Source organism: Nostoc sp. ChiQUE01b (assembly GCF_034531255.1).
Classification (GTDB): domain Bacteria; phylum Cyanobacteriota; class Cyanobacteriia; order Cyanobacteriales; family Nostocaceae; genus Nostoc.
In genome coordinates this window covers 28,479-44,984 of the sequence record NZ_JAVRBM010000045.1, presented here as the reverse complement: position 1 = coordinate 44,984, position 16,506 = coordinate 28,479, and the positions used below count along the sequence as shown (strand labels likewise).

Annotated in this window: 15 protein-coding genes; 7 read left to right on the top strand and 8 right to left on the bottom strand. The window is 42.2% G+C overall.

Annotated features, from left to right (window positions below; all coding sequences use genetic code 11):
- Positions 1 to 3: 3 nt before the first annotated feature.
- The 5 genes from RMY63_RS25590 to RMY63_RS25570 all read right to left on the bottom strand — a co-directional run bounded on the left by RMY63_RS25590 (position 4) and on the right by RMY63_RS25570 (position 3,761).
- The gene (locus RMY63_RS25590; protein ID WP_322731395.1) at positions 4 to 723 is read right to left on the bottom strand and encodes a Uma2 family endonuclease; all 720 of its coding nucleotides are present in this window, start codon (positions 721 to 723) and stop codon (positions 4 to 6) included.
- A 161-nt stretch (positions 724 to 884) separates the two neighbouring features.
- A complete protein-coding gene (locus tag RMY63_RS25585; protein ID WP_322731394.1) occupies positions 885 to 1,262 on the bottom strand; it encodes a DUF2358 domain-containing protein in 378 nt (125 codons plus the stop codon).
- 53 nt (positions 1,263 to 1,315) lie between these two features.
- Complete coding sequence (locus RMY63_RS25580; RefSeq protein WP_322731393.1) at positions 1,316 to 1,879, bottom strand: hypothetical protein; 564 nt, start codon at positions 1,877 to 1,879, stop codon at positions 1,316 to 1,318.
- A 158-nt stretch (positions 1,880 to 2,037) separates the two neighbouring features.
- Entirely contained in the window at positions 2,038 to 2,736 is a 699-nt protein-coding gene (locus RMY63_RS25575; RefSeq protein ID WP_322731392.1) for a HupE/UreJ family protein, read from the bottom strand.
- A 137-nt stretch (positions 2,737 to 2,873) separates the two neighbouring features.
- Positions 2,874 to 3,761: an SGNH/GDSL hydrolase family protein gene (locus RMY63_RS25570; protein ID WP_322731391.1), complete on the bottom strand. Its 888-nt coding sequence runs from the start codon at positions 3,759 to 3,761 to the stop codon at positions 2,874 to 2,876.
- Between the two features lie 87 nt (positions 3,762 to 3,848).
- Here RMY63_RS25570 and RMY63_RS25565 point away from each other — a divergent pair, with 87 nt between their 5' ends.
- From RMY63_RS25565 to RMY63_RS25550, 4 genes are all read left to right on the top strand, one after another.
- Positions 3,849 to 5,417: a metallophosphoesterase gene (locus RMY63_RS25565; RefSeq protein WP_322731390.1), complete on the top strand. Its 1,569-nt coding sequence runs from the start codon at positions 3,849 to 3,851 to the stop codon at positions 5,415 to 5,417.
- Between the two features lie 180 nt (positions 5,418 to 5,597).
- Positions 5,598 to 6,356: a YebC/PmpR family DNA-binding transcriptional regulator gene (locus RMY63_RS25560; protein ID WP_322731389.1), complete on the top strand. Its 759-nt coding sequence runs from the start codon at positions 5,598 to 5,600 to the stop codon at positions 6,354 to 6,356.
- 371 nt (positions 6,357 to 6,727) lie between these two features.
- Positions 6,728 to 6,904, top strand: a complete 177-nt coding sequence (locus RMY63_RS25555) for a hypothetical protein (RefSeq protein ID WP_322731388.1) — start codon at positions 6,728 to 6,730, stop codon at positions 6,902 to 6,904.
- Between the two features lie 220 nt (positions 6,905 to 7,124).
- Complete coding sequence (locus RMY63_RS25550; RefSeq protein ID WP_322731387.1) at positions 7,125 to 7,526, top strand: nuclear transport factor 2 family protein; 402 nt, start codon at positions 7,125 to 7,127, stop codon at positions 7,524 to 7,526.
- An 84-nt stretch (positions 7,527 to 7,610) separates the two neighbouring features.
- Here RMY63_RS25550 and RMY63_RS25545 read toward each other — a convergent pair whose 3' ends face one another.
- Complete coding sequence (locus tag RMY63_RS25545) at positions 7,611 to 7,925, bottom strand: RNA-binding protein (protein WP_322731386.1); 315 nt, start codon at positions 7,923 to 7,925, stop codon at positions 7,611 to 7,613.
- Between the two features lie 265 nt (positions 7,926 to 8,190).
- Complete coding sequence (locus RMY63_RS25540) at positions 8,191 to 8,730, bottom strand: phycobiliprotein lyase (protein ID WP_322731385.1); 540 nt, start codon at positions 8,728 to 8,730, stop codon at positions 8,191 to 8,193.
- A 628-nt stretch (positions 8,731 to 9,358) separates the two neighbouring features.
- Here RMY63_RS25540 and RMY63_RS25535 point away from each other — a divergent pair.
- The 3 genes from RMY63_RS25535 (at position 9,359) to RMY63_RS25525 (ending at position 15,040) form a co-directional block, all read left to right on the top strand.
- The gene (locus RMY63_RS25535) at positions 9,359 to 10,702 is read left to right on the top strand and encodes an efflux RND transporter periplasmic adaptor subunit (RefSeq protein WP_416212549.1); all 1,344 of its coding nucleotides are present in this window, start codon (positions 9,359 to 9,361) and stop codon (positions 10,700 to 10,702) included.
- Between the two features lie 290 nt (positions 10,703 to 10,992).
- Entirely contained in the window at positions 10,993 to 14,295 is a 3,303-nt protein-coding gene (locus RMY63_RS25530; protein WP_322731383.1) for an efflux RND transporter permease subunit, read from the top strand.
- 271 nt (positions 14,296 to 14,566) lie between these two features.
- Entirely contained in the window at positions 14,567 to 15,040 is a 474-nt protein-coding gene (locus RMY63_RS25525; protein ID WP_322731382.1) for a GNAT family N-acetyltransferase, read from the top strand.
- Between the two features lie 35 nt (positions 15,041 to 15,075).
- Here RMY63_RS25525 and RMY63_RS25520 read toward each other — a convergent pair whose 3' ends face one another.
- The gene (locus tag RMY63_RS25520; RefSeq protein ID WP_322731381.1) at positions 15,076 to 15,552 is read right to left on the bottom strand and encodes an NAD(P)H-quinone oxidoreductase subunit N; all 477 of its coding nucleotides are present in this window, start codon (positions 15,550 to 15,552) and stop codon (positions 15,076 to 15,078) included.
- Positions 15,553 to 16,506 lie beyond the last annotated feature (954 nt).

Genomic DNA, 16,506 nt, shown 5'->3' with positions numbered 1-16,506 from the left:
TTTCTACTCTAACTCTTCTGGATTAACCCCCAATTCCTTCAATCTAGCCTTCAGTTTTTCCACCTGCTGGTATGCTATTTCAGTTTCTCGTTCTGCTGTTTGTGCCCTTTCTTCAGGAGTCACTATCAACTGATTATCTACGTTAAAAAAGCGTAATTTGAACTCATAGATTCCCAAAAATAATTCTAACTGCTGACTCCACAGCCACCCTTGAGCATTTGCTTCCAAAGCTTGATATTTTCCACCCACTAAACGAAATCCTTGAAACTCCAAAGTATTGGGGTGAAACCAAAAATATTCTGGCGTGCGAAAAGTCTCTTGGTAAAGTTCAAACTTCAGACCTTTATCAACCTTGGCAGTACTGTTAGAAAGTAATTCAATAATCACATTCGGATACTTCCCTTGTTCTGCCCATAATACCCAACTTTTGCGGGGGCGATTTTCACAATCCTTGACGACAAAAAAATCTGGGCCTCTAAAGTCTCGTGTGGTAATCTGTTCTGGGCTAAAATAAATTGTTAAATTTCCAGTAGCATAAAAATCATTACGCTGACGCCACCACCATTTCAGACACGCCAACAGTAGTTCAATTTGCTCGCGGTGTAGATCGCTTTCCAAAGGAGGCTCATCACTCCATAAATCACTAGGGGGAATGATAATATCTTCTGCTTCTGTATGTATAGTTAATTCAGCAGGAATTTCAGGATTTTTGGCAGCCGTCACGTCGCTTTGCTCCGAATTCAAAATTCAAAATTAACAATCCCCATAAGGAAATTTACTTGCTGTGTATCCTTTTATTTCTCGTTCATAAAGATTCATGGCTTTTGTTGTTACGTTTAGTGTAATAGCAATCATCTGTTTAGATATATCAATTATTAACTTTTTCAAGAGGAAAAATGCTGTTTCACCACATCTAGGCGTGAACAGTTCCAATAATCGATATGAGAGACAATCAAACCATCAGAGTTAAGACCTAATTCACTCCAACCAGGAATAGAGATCCGTGGCTTCCAGGGGAGAGGAGTATTCCAACTGAGTGTCCACTCAGTTTTTATTGTGTCTCCTAAACGTTGAATATTATGTAAGTCCATCTTGGGATTTAAAAATAAAGTCTCAATGAAATTAATCATTGCTTTGTAACGTTTAACACCACGAAATTTATTCAGTGGGTCTCGAAAATAAACGTTTGGAGTGTAAATGCTGTAAGTTTGATTGACTGGGAATCTTTGATAGTCTTCTTTGAGGATTTCAATGATATCCATGATAGATAAATATATCTGTAAATTGGTTTAATATGAAAACTGAAAAATTGAAATCAACCTTCATTCCATAAACGTTCTAACTGACGCCGCCAAGTAGCTAGGACTTCTTCTCGCGCCTCTGAGGTTTGATTTATTTCACCCATCACTCCTTCTGCGTAAAAGCGTTCTAAGCTTTGCATAGTAGCTTGCAGAGATTGTCCTTGCTGTTTTGCTGCCTGAATAATTTGCTGGATGCGGCTTTCAATTAGTTGATTAAAGACATTATCTAATCCAGCCTGATGAAGAGATACAAGTCGGTTGATTGCATTGGACAAATCTGCACTCACTAAAGTGTCAATGTTATGTTGAAATACCCCCCAAATTACCCCTTCATACAAAGCGTAACGTACTTCCTGAGTCTCATCAAAGTTGGCTTCTAGGAACTGTCCTAAAAATGGTTGCGCTTGTTGGATGGGCACAATAGGCAGTAAAGCTCGTAGCCAAGTATTATTTTCGGAAAGCAGCACCAACAGCCGAAAAGTAGGAGTGTCTACTTGCCACGATCCAGAAGCAGTCGTAGCAATAGCCGATGTGTCAAATAATTCTGTTAGCGTAGCCGCAATTTCTTCAGGTGTCATAACCTTATATTTATATATATAGCCTCTAGATTAGCGCAGAGGTGCATCAACTGATTCACTAGAAGGCTTGCTTGTCCAGTCTGAAAACGCAGTGGGGGCGCACAGCTAGGTGTACGCCCCCACGAATGAATGTATTCCACTGAATTGAAATATGTGATTTAAATAAGCGAATTGCTTAAAAATACAATGCCGATCGCACAAAAAGCGAAGCCAGCAAGGCTGATTTTCCAAGGTAAAATTCGGTTTATTTCTCCCATACCCATCGCAACACCAATTTCTCTGGCACTCATGGCAACGGCAAACAGAGTTAAGGTAATACCTAGTATATAGGCAACTACTGGTATTATTCCTGCCGCAACAATAGATTCAGCATTAGCGTAACCCTGAAATAAACCAGCACTGATGCCCAGCAAAGCAAGCACCAAAAAGTTTAGTTGATTTGGCATCATCAGCATAGTACCAAAAACAATGGTAGAAATAGCGATCGCTGCGCCAACGCTTTGGGCGATCGCTATTTCTGTGCCTGCTAAATTTAGCTGAAATAAATGAATTACAATGCCTAAAACTGTTGCCAAGACAAAACATCCAGCGATCGCAGCGCCACGAACAAACACAGATGAGAGTAAGCCAATAGCAACAATACCAACTAAACAATTCAAGCTAATTACTGGATCTGCTAATCCCCAGATAAAGCCTTCCCAGCCGTTAGAAATGGTATGGTCAAATGGTGTTCCACTCAATGAACTGAGTAAGCTAATTAAAATTAAAGCTGCGATCGCTCCAACATGGCGATCAAATAACCTCGAGGTATTAAGTTCCCCCCAAGTATGGGATTGTGATAATTTAGTCTTGAACATCGCTATATACCAAATTAGTTTTTAGGTAATTTATACTACCCACCTACCCCAAAAAACTAACGTTGATTTCAAAGTGAAAAGTCTGAATGCAGACCAAAAACTTTCTCTTATCCTTTAAACCACACAACAGGCTGTTCCTATATCTTTCTGACGATGTACTCAACTAATTGTTGAATCATTTGGGCATCTGTTTCACTTAAACTTTCCAACTCAATTCTATTACTTTGTTGTGGGGTACTAGCATTACTACTATATATACGGCGACTCAAGCCTACGGGACCATTCTCATAAAATGTTATATAGAATACACATGCTGCTACATACGATCCAATCGGACTAGGGTGGCTTTGATCCGAACTGTAAAGGTTTAATTTTAGATTCGCTTCCTGAATTTTTTGCCAAGCTATTCCCACAGGTGCAACTTTAGCTTTCAGTTCTTTAGCAATGCTCATGTAAGCATCAGTCAATATCTGTTGCGTTTCTGGTTGATTTTGCTTTGCCCAAGTCAAGTAAAACACTGTTTGGGAATTCACTCGTTTAATCTCGGCATCAAACAGACTAGCGTACTTATACATTTCCTGGGGATTGGTAATTGGTAAAGTACTTTGCTCTTGCAGTACTACGTAATTCCAGCGTTTTGCTTTCAAAAGTCTGAGTGCTTCACCACGTTTCCAGTGGTTTTTGAGTGTAGCTCCACCAATCACAACCATTTCAGTTTCTAATTTTTTAGGTGCTTTCGCCGAAGCCGCCAACTGTTGTGTCAACCAAGGAAGATCGTTGAAATAGGTATAGCTATTGCCAATAAATAAAACTCTGATTGCCTGCTGTTCAACTACTGGAAAGGAATTTGCCTGAATCTGCCTTTCTAACATCTTAAACAAGACAATTATCACAAAGAAGAATAAACATACATATACTATGTTGGTGTTGCTCATCATCCCTGAAACCTTTGCAGTATAACTTATTTTTGGACAAGCTTTTTTCGGAAATAGTTGTGAATACCAATTCTCTGTGAAGCTGCACATTATTTTGACCCCTCCCAACCTCCCCAAAGCATCGGCTACGGTAAAAATGGATAAAGTCAAGCTAAAGACATTCAAGAGTTATCAGCCATGAAATTGATTTCCGATCCACCGATTCCTGTGAAAATTCAAAAGATGAAGGAACGGGTGCGGTGGATGCATCCAAGTTTTGTGCAACGGGGAATTGACCAAACTAGTATAGTTATTGACGATCGCAGGCAGGATAATCCAGAATTTTCCTTTATGGTTATCGGTGATTCCGGCACTAAATCCCATTCTCGACACCACCCCCAACGAAAAGTTGCCGAACTAATGCTGCCTCACCGCGATGATTGCAGCTTTGTGTTGCATACTGGCGATGTCATCTATGTGGTGGGTTCCCAAGAATATTATTCAACAAACTTTATTGAGCCTTACCGGGAATTTCTTGTTGGTGGCAACAACCCGAAAGGCATTCCTTATGACCGCATGGTGTTTAATCTGCCCTTCTTGCCAGTACTTGGTAATCATGATTACTACGATGTCCCGTTGATGTACCGTTTATTTACTGGCACAACATCGTCACTACGTCGCCTGTTCCGCTACAAAGATATCGAGATTGGCTGGCATGGATCGTATCAAGGTAATGCTTATGCACGGGCATTTATGGACTACACTCAGGCGATGTCTCCACAAGAATTAGAACGTCATTTAGATCTGCACTACACTGCAAAGACCGACACAGGGCGCTGTTTGCGTTATGAACCTGGACAATTTACCCGTTTACCCAATCGTTATTACACCTTTCGTTACGGCGGGATTGACTTTTTTGCACTGGATTCTAATACCCTTAATACACCATCACCTTTACCTGTAACTCAAGAAGGAGAAATATACCGTCACGAATTACAAAAGCGTCGCCAGGAAATAGATCGAGAAGAATTGGAGATTTTGAAAATATGCGATCGCCTCAACCCAGATAAACCCACCGAAGCAGAACAACTTGATGAACTTAGCGCCAAATTAGACCAAATAAACGAGATCAAAATCGATATTGAAAAACAATTGGCATCTCAGAAAATGCCTGCGATCGACTTTGAACAACTTGAATGGTTGCGAAGCAGACTAATCGAATCTTGGAACACCTCCGAAGTGCGCGGACGTGTAATCTTTTTCCACCATCCCCCCTACGTCACAGAAGCTACCAAATGGAATCAGGCACAAACCTTGGCGGTTCGCCACCGCTTGCGCTGGGTGTTTGAACAAGTAGCAGAAACTCTTGGTTCTCTAATTAAAGAACGTCCCATAGTCGATTTGATTTTAAATGGTCACGCTCACTGTTTAGAGCATCTTTGTACAACTGATACCGGATTTGCAGACTCGCACATTAACTGCATTATCTCTGGTGGTAGCGGTCATCGTCCCCGCTATCAACGGCGAGAAGGGACTGAATTGATGGAAACTTTTGCTGAGATTGCAGGTAAACCCACTCGGAAAGTTGCGGATTCAATGCTATTTGTGGGTCGTCATAACTACAATTTCCAGAACCGACTGCCTTATTCATGTGTGCGGATTGATGTTCTGGATGGTATCCCGCCCAAGTTTATCATTAGACCGTTGATTACTGAACGGGTTGAAGATGAATGGTATAACCATGAACTTGAACCTTTTGTGATTTAAAGGGGTGCGATTCGCTTAGAGCGAGTCTACAAGCGTCTTTTGGATTAAATTACAATCTAAAATTCAAAATCTAAAATCTAAAATTCTTACTCCCCACTCCCTTTTAGCAAATGCACCTTTGCATTGAGACAAAAGCTAGGTATATCCTAATCTTAAATAGAGTTTTGATAATCTCAAATTATGGCAGGACATAGTAAATGGGCAAATATTAAGCGCCAGAAAGCGGTAGTAGATGCAAAAAAGGGAAAAACCTTCACTCAGTTATCCAGGGCGATTATCGTGGCGGCTAGAAGCGGTATACCAGATCCAGCGCTGAATTTTCAACTTCGCACGGCAATTGACAAGGCAAAGGCAGCGAGTATTCCCAATGATAATATTGAACGAGCGATCGCTAAAGGTGCAGGTACTTTTGGCGGCGATAATGCTACCTTTGAAGCAATTCGCTACGAAGGTTATGGTCCTGGTGGTGTAGCGATTTTAATCGAAGCCCTCACAGATAATCGCAATCGCACTGCTGCTGACTTGCGTGTAGCTTTTAGTAAAAATGGTGGCAATCTTGGTGAAACAGGTTGCGTTAGCTGGATGTTTGAACAAAAAGGCGTTTGTCTAGTGCAGGGTGTACTTGACGAAGAACAGCTTTTAGAAGCGTCTCTCGAAGGCGGTGCTCAGTCTTATGAGATGACTGAAGATGAGATGGCTGAGGTATTTACTGATATTGCAAATTTAGAAACCCTTAGTCAGACACTCAAAAATCAAGGCTTTAAGGTAACTGATGTCGAATTGCGCTGGATTCCTAGTAATAGTGTAGAAGTTACCGATCCCGATCAGGCGCGATCGCTTTTCAAGTTAATTGATACTCTAGAAGGCTTGGATGACGTACAAAATGTCACAGCTAACTTTGACGTAGCAGAAGAATTGATGGCTCTCAGCATTTCCTAATCAAAATTATAGCAAGGGACTGGGGACTGGGGATGGTGGGGCCCCCTCTGGGGATAAGGGGTAATGGGGACTGGGTGTGAAAAGTCTTTTTGTGTCTAAGTTTTCTCATCTGTTGATGTCCTGATCACCAAGGCTTGTGCTATAACACGGCGATCGTAGCGAAATTACAGTTATTTGGATGATATCCAAAACCTTATATTTAAGATTGAAATGCCAGTAAGTATTTTTTCGCTAGATATTCCACGTAAGTCCACGTAAGTCCTATATTTTACAAATGTAAAAATAGACATGAAAGATTCATATCAATTACAAACTTATGACATACGTCTATCGGATAGTTAAATTGTTGATTACCTGATGAGGATTTTCAAGTGAATAAGTTCGCTAAAGCTTTACTTTTGGCTCTAATTTTTGCTGCACCCGTAACCGCTTTTGCATCTCAAGCTCAAGCTAAAACTATCCATCATCGTAGCGTAAAATCTGCTAAAGTTCATCATACTAAACATCACAGGCATCATGCTAAAAAACTAGTTCATAAACACTTATAAATAGTTACTATTAGTCGTAAAAGTTTCTAGTAGCTCTGTAATCAAGTTTAGTGTTGGTTTTTCTGAAAAGATAACTGTATTATTTAACCCCGCTGGAATCCCTACCAATCAGCGGGTTTTTTTAATTAACTTGCTCAAGGGTGCGATTTGCATCAAAATCAAAGTTAAAGCGATCGCCTAATCATACCTGCCACTATCCAATTTATTCTTCAAAACATATATGAAAGGAGACTATTTAGAAGAATCACTTTTTCGTGAGTTGGAGGAGCGTTTGCTTCAACCCGATGTCCGAAAGTCAGCTAAAGATATCATGGATTTACTTGCTGACGAGTTCATTGAATTCGGAAGCTCAGGGCGTGTTTTTAATAAACAGCAAATTATCGAGAGCTTGCAGAATGAACCCATCCAATCCCTGACTCAAAGATTGATAACAGAATTCAAAACGTTAGTTTTAGCAACAGGGGTTGTTTTAGTAACTTATCGTATAGTCAGATACATATCTGGCGAACAGCCTGTTCATTCGCTGCGAAGTTCCATCTGGAAATTAAATAATGATCAATGGAAAATGATCTTTCATCAGGGCACTCTGGTTAGAGAATCATCAGTGCGGTATGATAAGTAATTGCCTGAGATTATTCACAATCAAAGTTTTTCATAAAAAAGACTCAAGCATTCCTGCCTGAGCCTTTTCTAAATTCAATTAACCTTAGTAGCGGTTGTTGCTACGGTTGTAGCCGCCGCCACCACCACGGTTCCCAAAGGAACCACCACTTCTGTCTTCTCTGGGCTTGGCTTTATTTACTTTCAGGTCGCGACCAAGCCATTCAGCGCCATCAAGAGCTTCAATAGCTTTTGCTTCTTCATCTTCTGAACTCATTTCCACGAAAGCAAAGCCGCGTAAACGACCTGTTTCACGGTCAGTCGGTAATTGAACACGCTTTACAGCACCATATTCTGCAAATACAGCACTCAGCGCATCTTGTGTAACATCATAGGAGAGGTTACCTACGTAAATTGACATCAAATGTCTCCAAAATCATAAGTTTGTAGAGATTTAGATTTCGGAGAGAAGTCTGTAATACCAAAAGGGAAAAGCCTGTCAATACTAAAAACAAACACTGTCACCGAATTAATTCTCATTTCACTTCCCATGATGACATAACAACTAACTTTCTGGGAAAAAGGTTTGAAAAACTGTTATAAAAAGTTATATAAGCGGTTAATAGCTAGATGCTAGCTAGTCTTAAAACGGATGAGGCTCTAGTGAACCGCACCCACGAGATCAACTAATCCACTCTCTTTTCTAAATATTGACCAATCATCAATTGCTCACCAGCACGGGAGATAACGGTTTGTCTGGTGCGGTATTTGCTGCCAATTAGCTTTAACTCTTCTTCAAAGACTGAACCGTTGTACTCAGTTCGCAAACACATTGTTTTAGGGTAGGAAAAATAATACTGAGCGGTGACTGGTTTGGATATGGCAAAACCGCGATCGCGATATAAAATGTTTCCCACAGCCCCAAATATCGTTGAACCTTGCGACTCTTTCCTTGACTTTAGTACATCTGTACTTTCCCATATAACTGCTGCACCACAGATCAAGCTACCTGTATCAGGCAAATCGTGCATCTGAGCTAGGTTTTGCAATTCATCACAGCCTTGGTTGAGAAAATTGATCGTAACTATACTCTCCATCTCCTTGGTTTCTCCCTCCGGTAGGGTATAGTAGCGGCGTTGCGATCGCCACTTACCCACCGATTCCTGGAAAAATTCGGAAATCTGGGCTTCATCAGCAGTTTGTGCAATTTTTAGCAATGATGTCACTTTTAACTTTCCTGACCTAATATTGGTGGCTGTAATATATATCGCTCTTTTCTTAGCTGTTTATGCGATCGCTTGATCTAGACATCACAACGCCAAAAAAAGCAATTTATGTTTATTATTCTTAATATATTTGATCGAGCGTAAAAATTACCAGGCATTTTTCTATAGCAAGCCTAGCAATGTCAGCCTAAGTATAGTTACTTAATACTGCCCAGATTAGAAGTAGGGTGCGAAAGTCCCGTATCTTCAGTAAATACAAGTCTTCTACTAAAAGCAGATTGCAAGAAATTTAAAAATATTTATACTGAGTTAATAATTGCATCGTTTGCTAAAAAGTGGGCGACTCAATTTAATGAATTAAAGTGGTGAGAATTTTTTTAAATAAAAAGTAATTTTTGATACAAAATTCTGCAAGAAGATAGCTAATTGACTCTCGCCGCTTTTCACTATTCATAATGTTTCAAAATTACTTGGTAATGCACGGCTGTTTAACCCAAAAAGCTCCCCAAATACGAGAAAATAAATGATTTTGGACAGAAATAAGCCGCACAAGCAGGCGAAAATCTCACCTTTCGCAGCCGCTAACCAGGTAATTAATACCCAGTTAAATTCAGTTATGAAGACTGATATGGCTGTTGCAGATACAAAGAGTCGCATTGAAACAAAGGTGTCTTCCCCTTTTGCATCCATATTATTGATTCCCTGTTTGCTGGGCATAGGACTGCTGACAGCGAATTGTGGAGCGCTACCGAAAGAAGAAGCGGCTGATGCACAATCTCAGAGTCCTGGTAGTGGAAAACGTGGTGGTAGTGCAACGGCTGTAGATGCAGCGATCGCTCGAACTGATACGCTACAAACACAACCAGAATACACAGGTAATACAATACCCTTCCGAATTGTGTCACTGCGATCGCAGGTAGAAGCCCGGTTGTTGGCTTTAAACTTAGATGTGGGCGATACAGTTAAACTTGGGCAAAACGTCGGGCGGTTAGATGATGCCATACTTTCGACCGAATTAAAGCAAGCAGAAGCAGAATTAGCAGCTCTCAAATCAGAAGTAGCTAGGGCAACAAATCAGGTAAGCAATGCTCGTGCAGACGTTGAACGGGCGCGGCTAGAAGTAGTACAAGCTCAAGCAGACTCCCAACGGCAGCAAAAACTCTTCCAAGCAGGAGCGATCGCTGAACAAACTGCCCAGCAAGCGCGTACCCAGGCAAAAACAGCCGCCCAGGCACTCCGGGCAGCCCAAGAACAAGTTCGGACAGAACAGCAAGCCGTTGCTGCCGCCCAAGGTAGAGTACTTGCTCAACAGGCATTGGTTGCCCAAACTAAAGAGCGCAGGTCTTATACTCGGCTGGTATCTCCCATCACTGGCGTAGTCACAGAAAAGGTGACAGAACCAGGCAACCTGCTGCAAGCAGGTAGCGAAGTCTTGAAAATTGGTGACTTTAACCGTGTCAAAGTCGTAGTCCAAGTTTCCGAATTAGAACTAGCACAAATTCAGGTTGGGCAGTCTGTACAAGTGCGCTTAGATGCCTTCCCCAAAGAAGCATTAATTGGCAGAGTTACGCGCATTTCGCCAGCTGCCGATGCCACAGCTCGCTTGATACCGATAGAAGTAGTGATTCCCAACACTCAAGGTAAGATTGGCAGCGGACTACTGGCGCGAGTCAACTTTGAAAACCAGGCTCAACAGCGAGTAGTAGTGCCGCAAACAGCTATTCAAAAACAAGCAGGGGCAGCAAAGGAAGCCGGAAAAGAGCAAGAAAACCTGTCGGGGACGCTATTTGTGGTGAAAGACACAGAAGGCAAGACGAAAGTAGCGACACGTGCTGTCACTTTAGGACAAAAGGCTGATGGCAAGGTGGAAATTTTATCCGGTTTGCAAGCGGGAGAACGCTATGTTGTTCGTAGTGGTAAGCCGTTAAAAGAAGGTGACACTGTAAGTCTTTCAATTCTTTCAGAAAAGTAATAGTAGGTTCAGGAGTGCTGAGTGCTGAGTGCTGAGTAACCCCATAGCGAAGCGGGGGGATTGAAATAAGGACATATTTTTTCTTGCACTATGTGTCTCGAAAAAAATATTTTTATTTTTTTCATAAATAAATTTAGGGGCGCGACTACTCTATATGCCTAGTCCGTTGAATTTTACTTTTTACTCAGCACTTGTTACTCAGCACTCAGCACTATTTTGGTGGGTAATAACCACCATACCAATGAAAAAAGTACTCAGTAGTCAACACTTAGCACTTATCACTTAGTATCATGCAACAGACAAATAATCATGGCAATGGCGGATTTAGCCTTAGTGCGATCGCTATCCGCCAACACATTGGCACACTCATGCTCACTGTGGCAGTAATTGTCATTGGGGTATTTTTTCTCACAACGATCCAAGTCGATCTCCTACCATCAATTACCTATCCCCGAATTGGGGTTCGGCTAGAAGCCCCTGGTATTTCACCAGAAGTAGCAGTAGATGAAATTACCAGACCCTTAGAAGAAGCTTTAAGAGCAACTGAGAATGTAGTACAAGTTTTTTCTCGCACCCGTGAAGGACAGGTCAGCCTCGATTTATACTTCCAACCAGGGGGCGATATTGACCAAGCTCTAAACGATGCAACTGCTGCTTTTAACCGAAATCGAGGACAACTACCAGATACGATAGAGGAGCCGCGCTTATTCAAAGTCGATCCTTCTCAATTGCCAGTTTATGAATTAGCGCTGACCTCTGCTTCATTGCCAGGGAAAGATTTACGCATATTTGCTGATGAAGAGTTAACGCGTGAACTCAGTGTTGTACCGGGAGTCGCCTCAGTTGACGTATCTGGCGGTGCAGAGGAGGAAGTACGGGTACTTGTTGACTTAAACCGATTGCAAGCTTTGGGTGTAGGGTTAAATGATGTCTTAAATGAATTAACAGCCCGTAACCAAGATACTTCTGGAGGTCGGATTCTGGGGCAAAATTCCGAGCCATTGACCCGAACTGTCGGACGCTTCCAAAATGCCAAGGAAATTGAAAACCTTTCCTTGGAAGTTTCCTCCTCTTCTCCTGCTAGTGCTAATACCACTAATAACAGTAATACCACTACCACTACTACCACTTCCCCTGCACCTTCCCGCCGCGTTTATTTGCGAGACTTTGCGGAGGTAATTGATGATACAGAAGAACAGCGAGTATTTGTTTACCTAAATCGTCAGCCTGCGGTGAAATTTTCAATCCAAAAGCAGCCTGAAGCCAACACAATCACAGTTGTAGATGCTGTGAAGCGGCGAATTGAACAATTACGGCAATCAGGTTTAATTCCAGCAGACATGACTTTGAGTCCGACCACAGATGAATCTGTCTTCATCCGCAATTCTTTAAATGATGTGATCTTTTCGGGGATTTCCGGGGCATTGTTAGCAGCAGCAGCAGTATTGTTATTTTTGGGATCGTTCAGGCAAACATTTATTATCAGTTTGACGATTCCGCTGTGTACTCTGGCAGCGATCGCTTTAATGAGAATATTTGGTTTAACCTTGAATGTGTTTAGTTTGGCAGGTCTGACATTAGGAGTCGGTCAAGCAATTGATACATCGGTTGTAATCTTGGAGAACATTTCCGAAAGAGCAGGGATGACTCCCAATCAGAGAGAGAGGGGGGAGCAGAGGGAGCAGGGGGAGCAGAGGAATTCCAAATTCTTTATTAACAGTGCGATCGCAGCTTCCCAAGAAGTAGAATCTGCTTTAGTTGCTGCTACAGGTGCTAACTTAGTTTCTGTAGTGCCGTTCCTTTTAATTGGCGGCTTTATTGCACTACTATTTAATGAACTGATTCTGACAATTAGCTTTGCAGTCGCAGCATCCCTTGTTGTTGCGATTACAGTAGTGCCGATGCTGTCTTCTCGACTTTTGGGAATCCGCTGGTCTAGTCGGATCAGCGAATTTTGGCTGCTTAGACAGTTTAATCACCGATTTGAAGATGCTACGCGGGGATACAGTAACTTCTTAACCAAGGTTTTACGCTATCGGCTCCTCGTAGTTCCCGTTGCTTTGGTAATTTTAGGCGGCAGCAGCTTCTTCATGTTTGGTCAAATTCCCCAAGAAATTTTACCCCGGATCAGTACTGGTCAAGCTAACTTGAGAGCGCAGTTTCCTCCCGGTACACCTTTAGCAACTTCTGAAAAAGTTATGCAAATTGTCGATGACATTTTGCTCAAACAACCAGAAACAGAGTCTGCTTTTACAACTGTGGGTGGTTCTTTGTTTGGTAGCAATACTACAGAAAATCCTTTACGTGCCAGTAGTACCATCAATCTAAAACCAGGCACAGATGTCGAAGCCTTCGTCAAAAAAGTAACTCAGGAATTTAACAAACTCAACTTAGCAGGAATTCTGCTGCGCCTCAATCCTGGTCAGGTGCGGGGTTTAATCTTGAGTAATTCTCCAGTGCAAGGGTCAGAAGTTGACGTGATTCTGCAAGGCGAAAATGAAGAAAACTTAACGCAAGCAGGCGCTCAAGTACTGCAAGCATTGCAAGAAAGGGCAAAATTAGCGACATTCCGACCAGATGCCGACCCCCGACAACCGGAAATCCAAATTCGCCCCGACTGGGAACGGGTTTCAGCTTTAGGGTTGAGCGCAGAGCAAATTGGTGCAACAGTTCAAACAGCAATTGAAGGTTCAGTTCCCACGCAAATTCAACGCGGTAATCGTTTAGTTGATGTGCGGGTGCAGCTAAATAAAGAAGCGATTCAACGTCCTTCGCAGTTAGAGCAATTACCGCTATTTACAGAAAACAATCAACTAATCCGGCTTTTTGATGTGGCAAACATTCAAGAAGGTCAAGCGCCTGGTGAGGTGCAACGGATTAATCAGCGCCAAGCTTTTATTGTGGCAGGAAATCTCAGCGAGGGAGCTAGTCTTGGTGAAGTGATCGCAGAAGTCAACGAGGTACTCAAGGATGTAGACTTACCTGATGGCGTTTCAATTGTGCCTAGTTCTGCCCAAGAAACGAATCAGCAACTTCAGGATGCTTTAAAAACTTTGGGGGCGTTGGCGGTGTTCTTAATCTTTGTAGTTATGGCGGTGCAATATAATTCGCTGATTGACCCATTGGTAATTATCTTCACCGTACCACTAGCATTAGCTGGGGGAATTTTTGGACTTTACATTACCCAAACTGCAATTGGCGCAACTGTAATTGTTGGTGTCGTCCTGCTGGTGGGAATTGTGGTGAACGCAGGGATTCTCATGGTGGAACTGGCGAATCAAATTCGGGAAGAAGTTGGTTGTACTCGCCAAATTGCGATCGTGAAAGCTGCTCCTCAACGCTTGCGCCCAATTATCATGACCACAGTCACTACTATCTTGGGGCTGTTTCCTTTAGCATTGGGTATTGGCGAAGGTTCTGAGTTTTTGCAGCCTTTAGGGATTGTAGTTTTCTTTGGGATGGCGATCGCAACAATGCTGACATTATTCATCATCCCCTGTTTTTATATTCTGTTGCACGATTTGCTTGGTGGAAATTGGGCAAAGCCAGTGTTAACCCGATTGCGTGGATTTACGAAAAAACTTACTAGCTAATCAGCATTTACAGCTATTTTCAGGTAAATAGACCACGCGGTAGGGGCGCAAGTCCTTGCACCCCTACAACAGATGTGGTTCAAATACTCCACTTAGACATCACTCTTGTTCTAACCAAGCCAGCCCTTCCCCAATGCTAAAAACAAAGTTTTTCAAAGTTTATGATGCTCAGGGTCAACAAAACGATACTCTTGGCTGAGTAAGTGAATAAAAACTAATACCTCACTGCAAGGCATTCTTTCTTGTTTGTGCTTTTTGTACTTGAAAGCTTATGCTGATCCGCCCCGCTACAATAACTGACGTACCCGCAGTTTTACCAATGGTTGCCAAAATTTGTGCTTTGCATGAATCTTGGGATTCCGCTAAGTATGGTTTTCTACCGCATCCAGAACAGCGTTATGAGCAATGGTTGACGCGTTTGACAAATAGCGATCGCAGTGTATTTTTAGTATCCGAAAATGAAGGGCAAATTCTAGGGTTTCTGGTGGCAACAGTTGAGCGAGAAATACCAATTTACCGATTACAGGAATTTGCTTTTATTCATGATATCTGGGTCGAGCCGGAATATCGCCAAAAAGGAATTGCGCGGCAGATGGTGATGCTAAGTGTTAAACGCTTTCATCAGATGGGGATCAAGCAAATTCGTCTAGATACAGCAATTGCTAACGAAGCTTCACGACGGTTGTTTGCATCTTGTGGTTTTCGATTCAGCATTATTGAAATGCTGATTGAATTGAGTCATTAGTCATAAGCAAATGACTAATGACTAATGACAAAGGACTAACTAGCTAACAGAGTTTTTTCTAGAGAAGTCCAACGGAAAGAGCGATCGCCACCTCTTTCAATTACTACTCTCACTCGTGGTTCTAGCTGAGGCAAATTCGCTAAATACTCAAGTTCCTGATTGGAAAGAATATGTCCTTCAATAATCCACAAGACCAGCCCCTTAGACTTTGGTGGTAGCTGTTCTAAATGAGAATTGAGAATTGGTGGAAGATAGTACACTTGACCTACTGCCGCACCGCTACCAGTACTTTTTTTACCAAGATGAGGAGGTCTGACTCCATGAATTCTTGTGAGATACGCAGCTACATCACCCAGTCCTTTAGCAGTAATGTGGAGGGTAGTATAGCCAGCTGCCCGTAGTCGGCGCTGATATCGACCTTCATAACCTCCTTCCAGAGGTAGATACACTCCCAGAGCGCCAAATTTCTCCAGATCGCGGATTAAACCATTGCCAGTGGTAATTAGTGCCATAGATTTTCGTCTTATCCCACTTAGATATCTCTATTATTTACCCTGAACCGATAGATTAAAAGCATTTTTTTTTGAGCATTGGGCATTGGGCACAAGAGGCAGAGGTGCAAAGGGGAAAGACTTACTGCTACTTCTCCTCTGCTCCCTCATCTCCCTCATCTCCCTCATCCCCTGCTCCCCTACTTCCGTCACTCACTCCCTAAAAATAGCTCTATAAATTACTGGACAAACATAAATAAATAATTTATATTATTAGATTGTGACCAAACACGCAAATTAGGTTGACTTTTTATTGTCATTCTGAGGTAGTGTTAGCATCAAAAACTGATGACTTAATCCAAATTGGATAATCTAACTCAGAGCGATCGTAGACTGGTAAACTAAGAAAGCTTTTAGGTCAACATTAGAGCTTATGGAAGAATAATAAAGTTAATCCTAAGCTCCAAGGTACGTTTACTCCTGTGCCTCAAAAAAAGCAGGCAAAAGCTTAAACAATAGTTTAAGGTGTTTAAGGAAGTAAAGACTGAGCAGCAATGTTGGTTTCATGGCATTACGTCAGTCTCAGTTAACGGATACTGGGCGGTAATAACCGCTTAAGTCCAACTGCAACACGGCAGTAGCCAATCTCCGGGAAGCCGCCCTTCGGGCGTGTAAAAATCGGAAAACCCGCCGACAGCGCTGCCTCCAGAAAGTGCCAGAGCAATTGCTTGGACGAAAGCATTGCTGCACACAGCTTTAAGCTGTAGCGCCTTGCATTGATTCCAGAAGTTACTTCTTCCCAAGGGGAAGAGACTTGTGGCTGTTCTGGTGATCTGATGAGTGAAGCTAAACAGATTCACCAAGCAGTACGGACACGGTTTGTTGTGTCCGAAAGCATTTGGAGCGGTTTATTGAAACCATTCTAAATTTCGCAGGCTAACCCAGCCGAAACTGATGCGTACAAAGCGTGTCCAC

Bases quoted from the DNA above. Each gene is read 5' to 3' on its own strand.
- RMY63_RS25585 (WP_322731394.1), bottom strand. From the start codon at position 1,262: ATGGATATCATTGAAATCCTCAAAGAAGACTATCAAAGATTCCCAGTC.
- RMY63_RS25580 (WP_322731393.1), bottom strand. From the start codon at position 1,879: ATGACACCTGAAGAAATTGCGGCTACGCTAACAGAATTATTTGACACA.
- RMY63_RS25575 (WP_322731392.1), bottom strand. From the start codon at position 2,736: ATGTTCAAGACTAAATTATCACAATCCCATACTTGGGGGGAACTTAAT.
- RMY63_RS25570 (WP_322731391.1), bottom strand. From the start codon at position 3,761: ATGTGCAGCTTCACAGAGAATTGGTATTCACAACTATTTCCGAAAAAA.
- RMY63_RS25565 (WP_322731390.1), top strand. From the start codon at position 3,849: ATGAAATTGATTTCCGATCCACCGATTCCTGTGAAAATTCAAAAGATG.
- RMY63_RS25560 (WP_322731389.1), top strand. From the start codon at position 5,598: ATGGCAGGACATAGTAAATGGGCAAATATTAAGCGCCAGAAAGCGGTA.
- RMY63_RS25550 (WP_322731387.1), top strand. From the start codon at position 7,125: ATGAAAGGAGACTATTTAGAAGAATCACTTTTTCGTGAGTTGGAGGAG.
- RMY63_RS25545 (WP_322731386.1), bottom strand. From the start codon at position 7,925: ATGTCAATTTACGTAGGTAACCTCTCCTATGATGTTACACAAGATGCG.
- RMY63_RS25535 (WP_416212549.1), top strand. From the start codon at position 9,359: ATGGCTGTTGCAGATACAAAGAGTCGCATTGAAACAAAGGTGTCTTCC.
- RMY63_RS25530 (WP_322731383.1), top strand. From the start codon at position 10,993: ATGCAACAGACAAATAATCATGGCAATGGCGGATTTAGCCTTAGTGCG.
- RMY63_RS25525 (WP_322731382.1), top strand. From the start codon at position 14,567: ATGCTGATCCGCCCCGCTACAATAACTGACGTACCCGCAGTTTTACCA.
- RMY63_RS25520 (WP_322731381.1), bottom strand. From the start codon at position 15,552: ATGGCACTAATTACCACTGGCAATGGTTTAATCCGCGATCTGGAGAAA.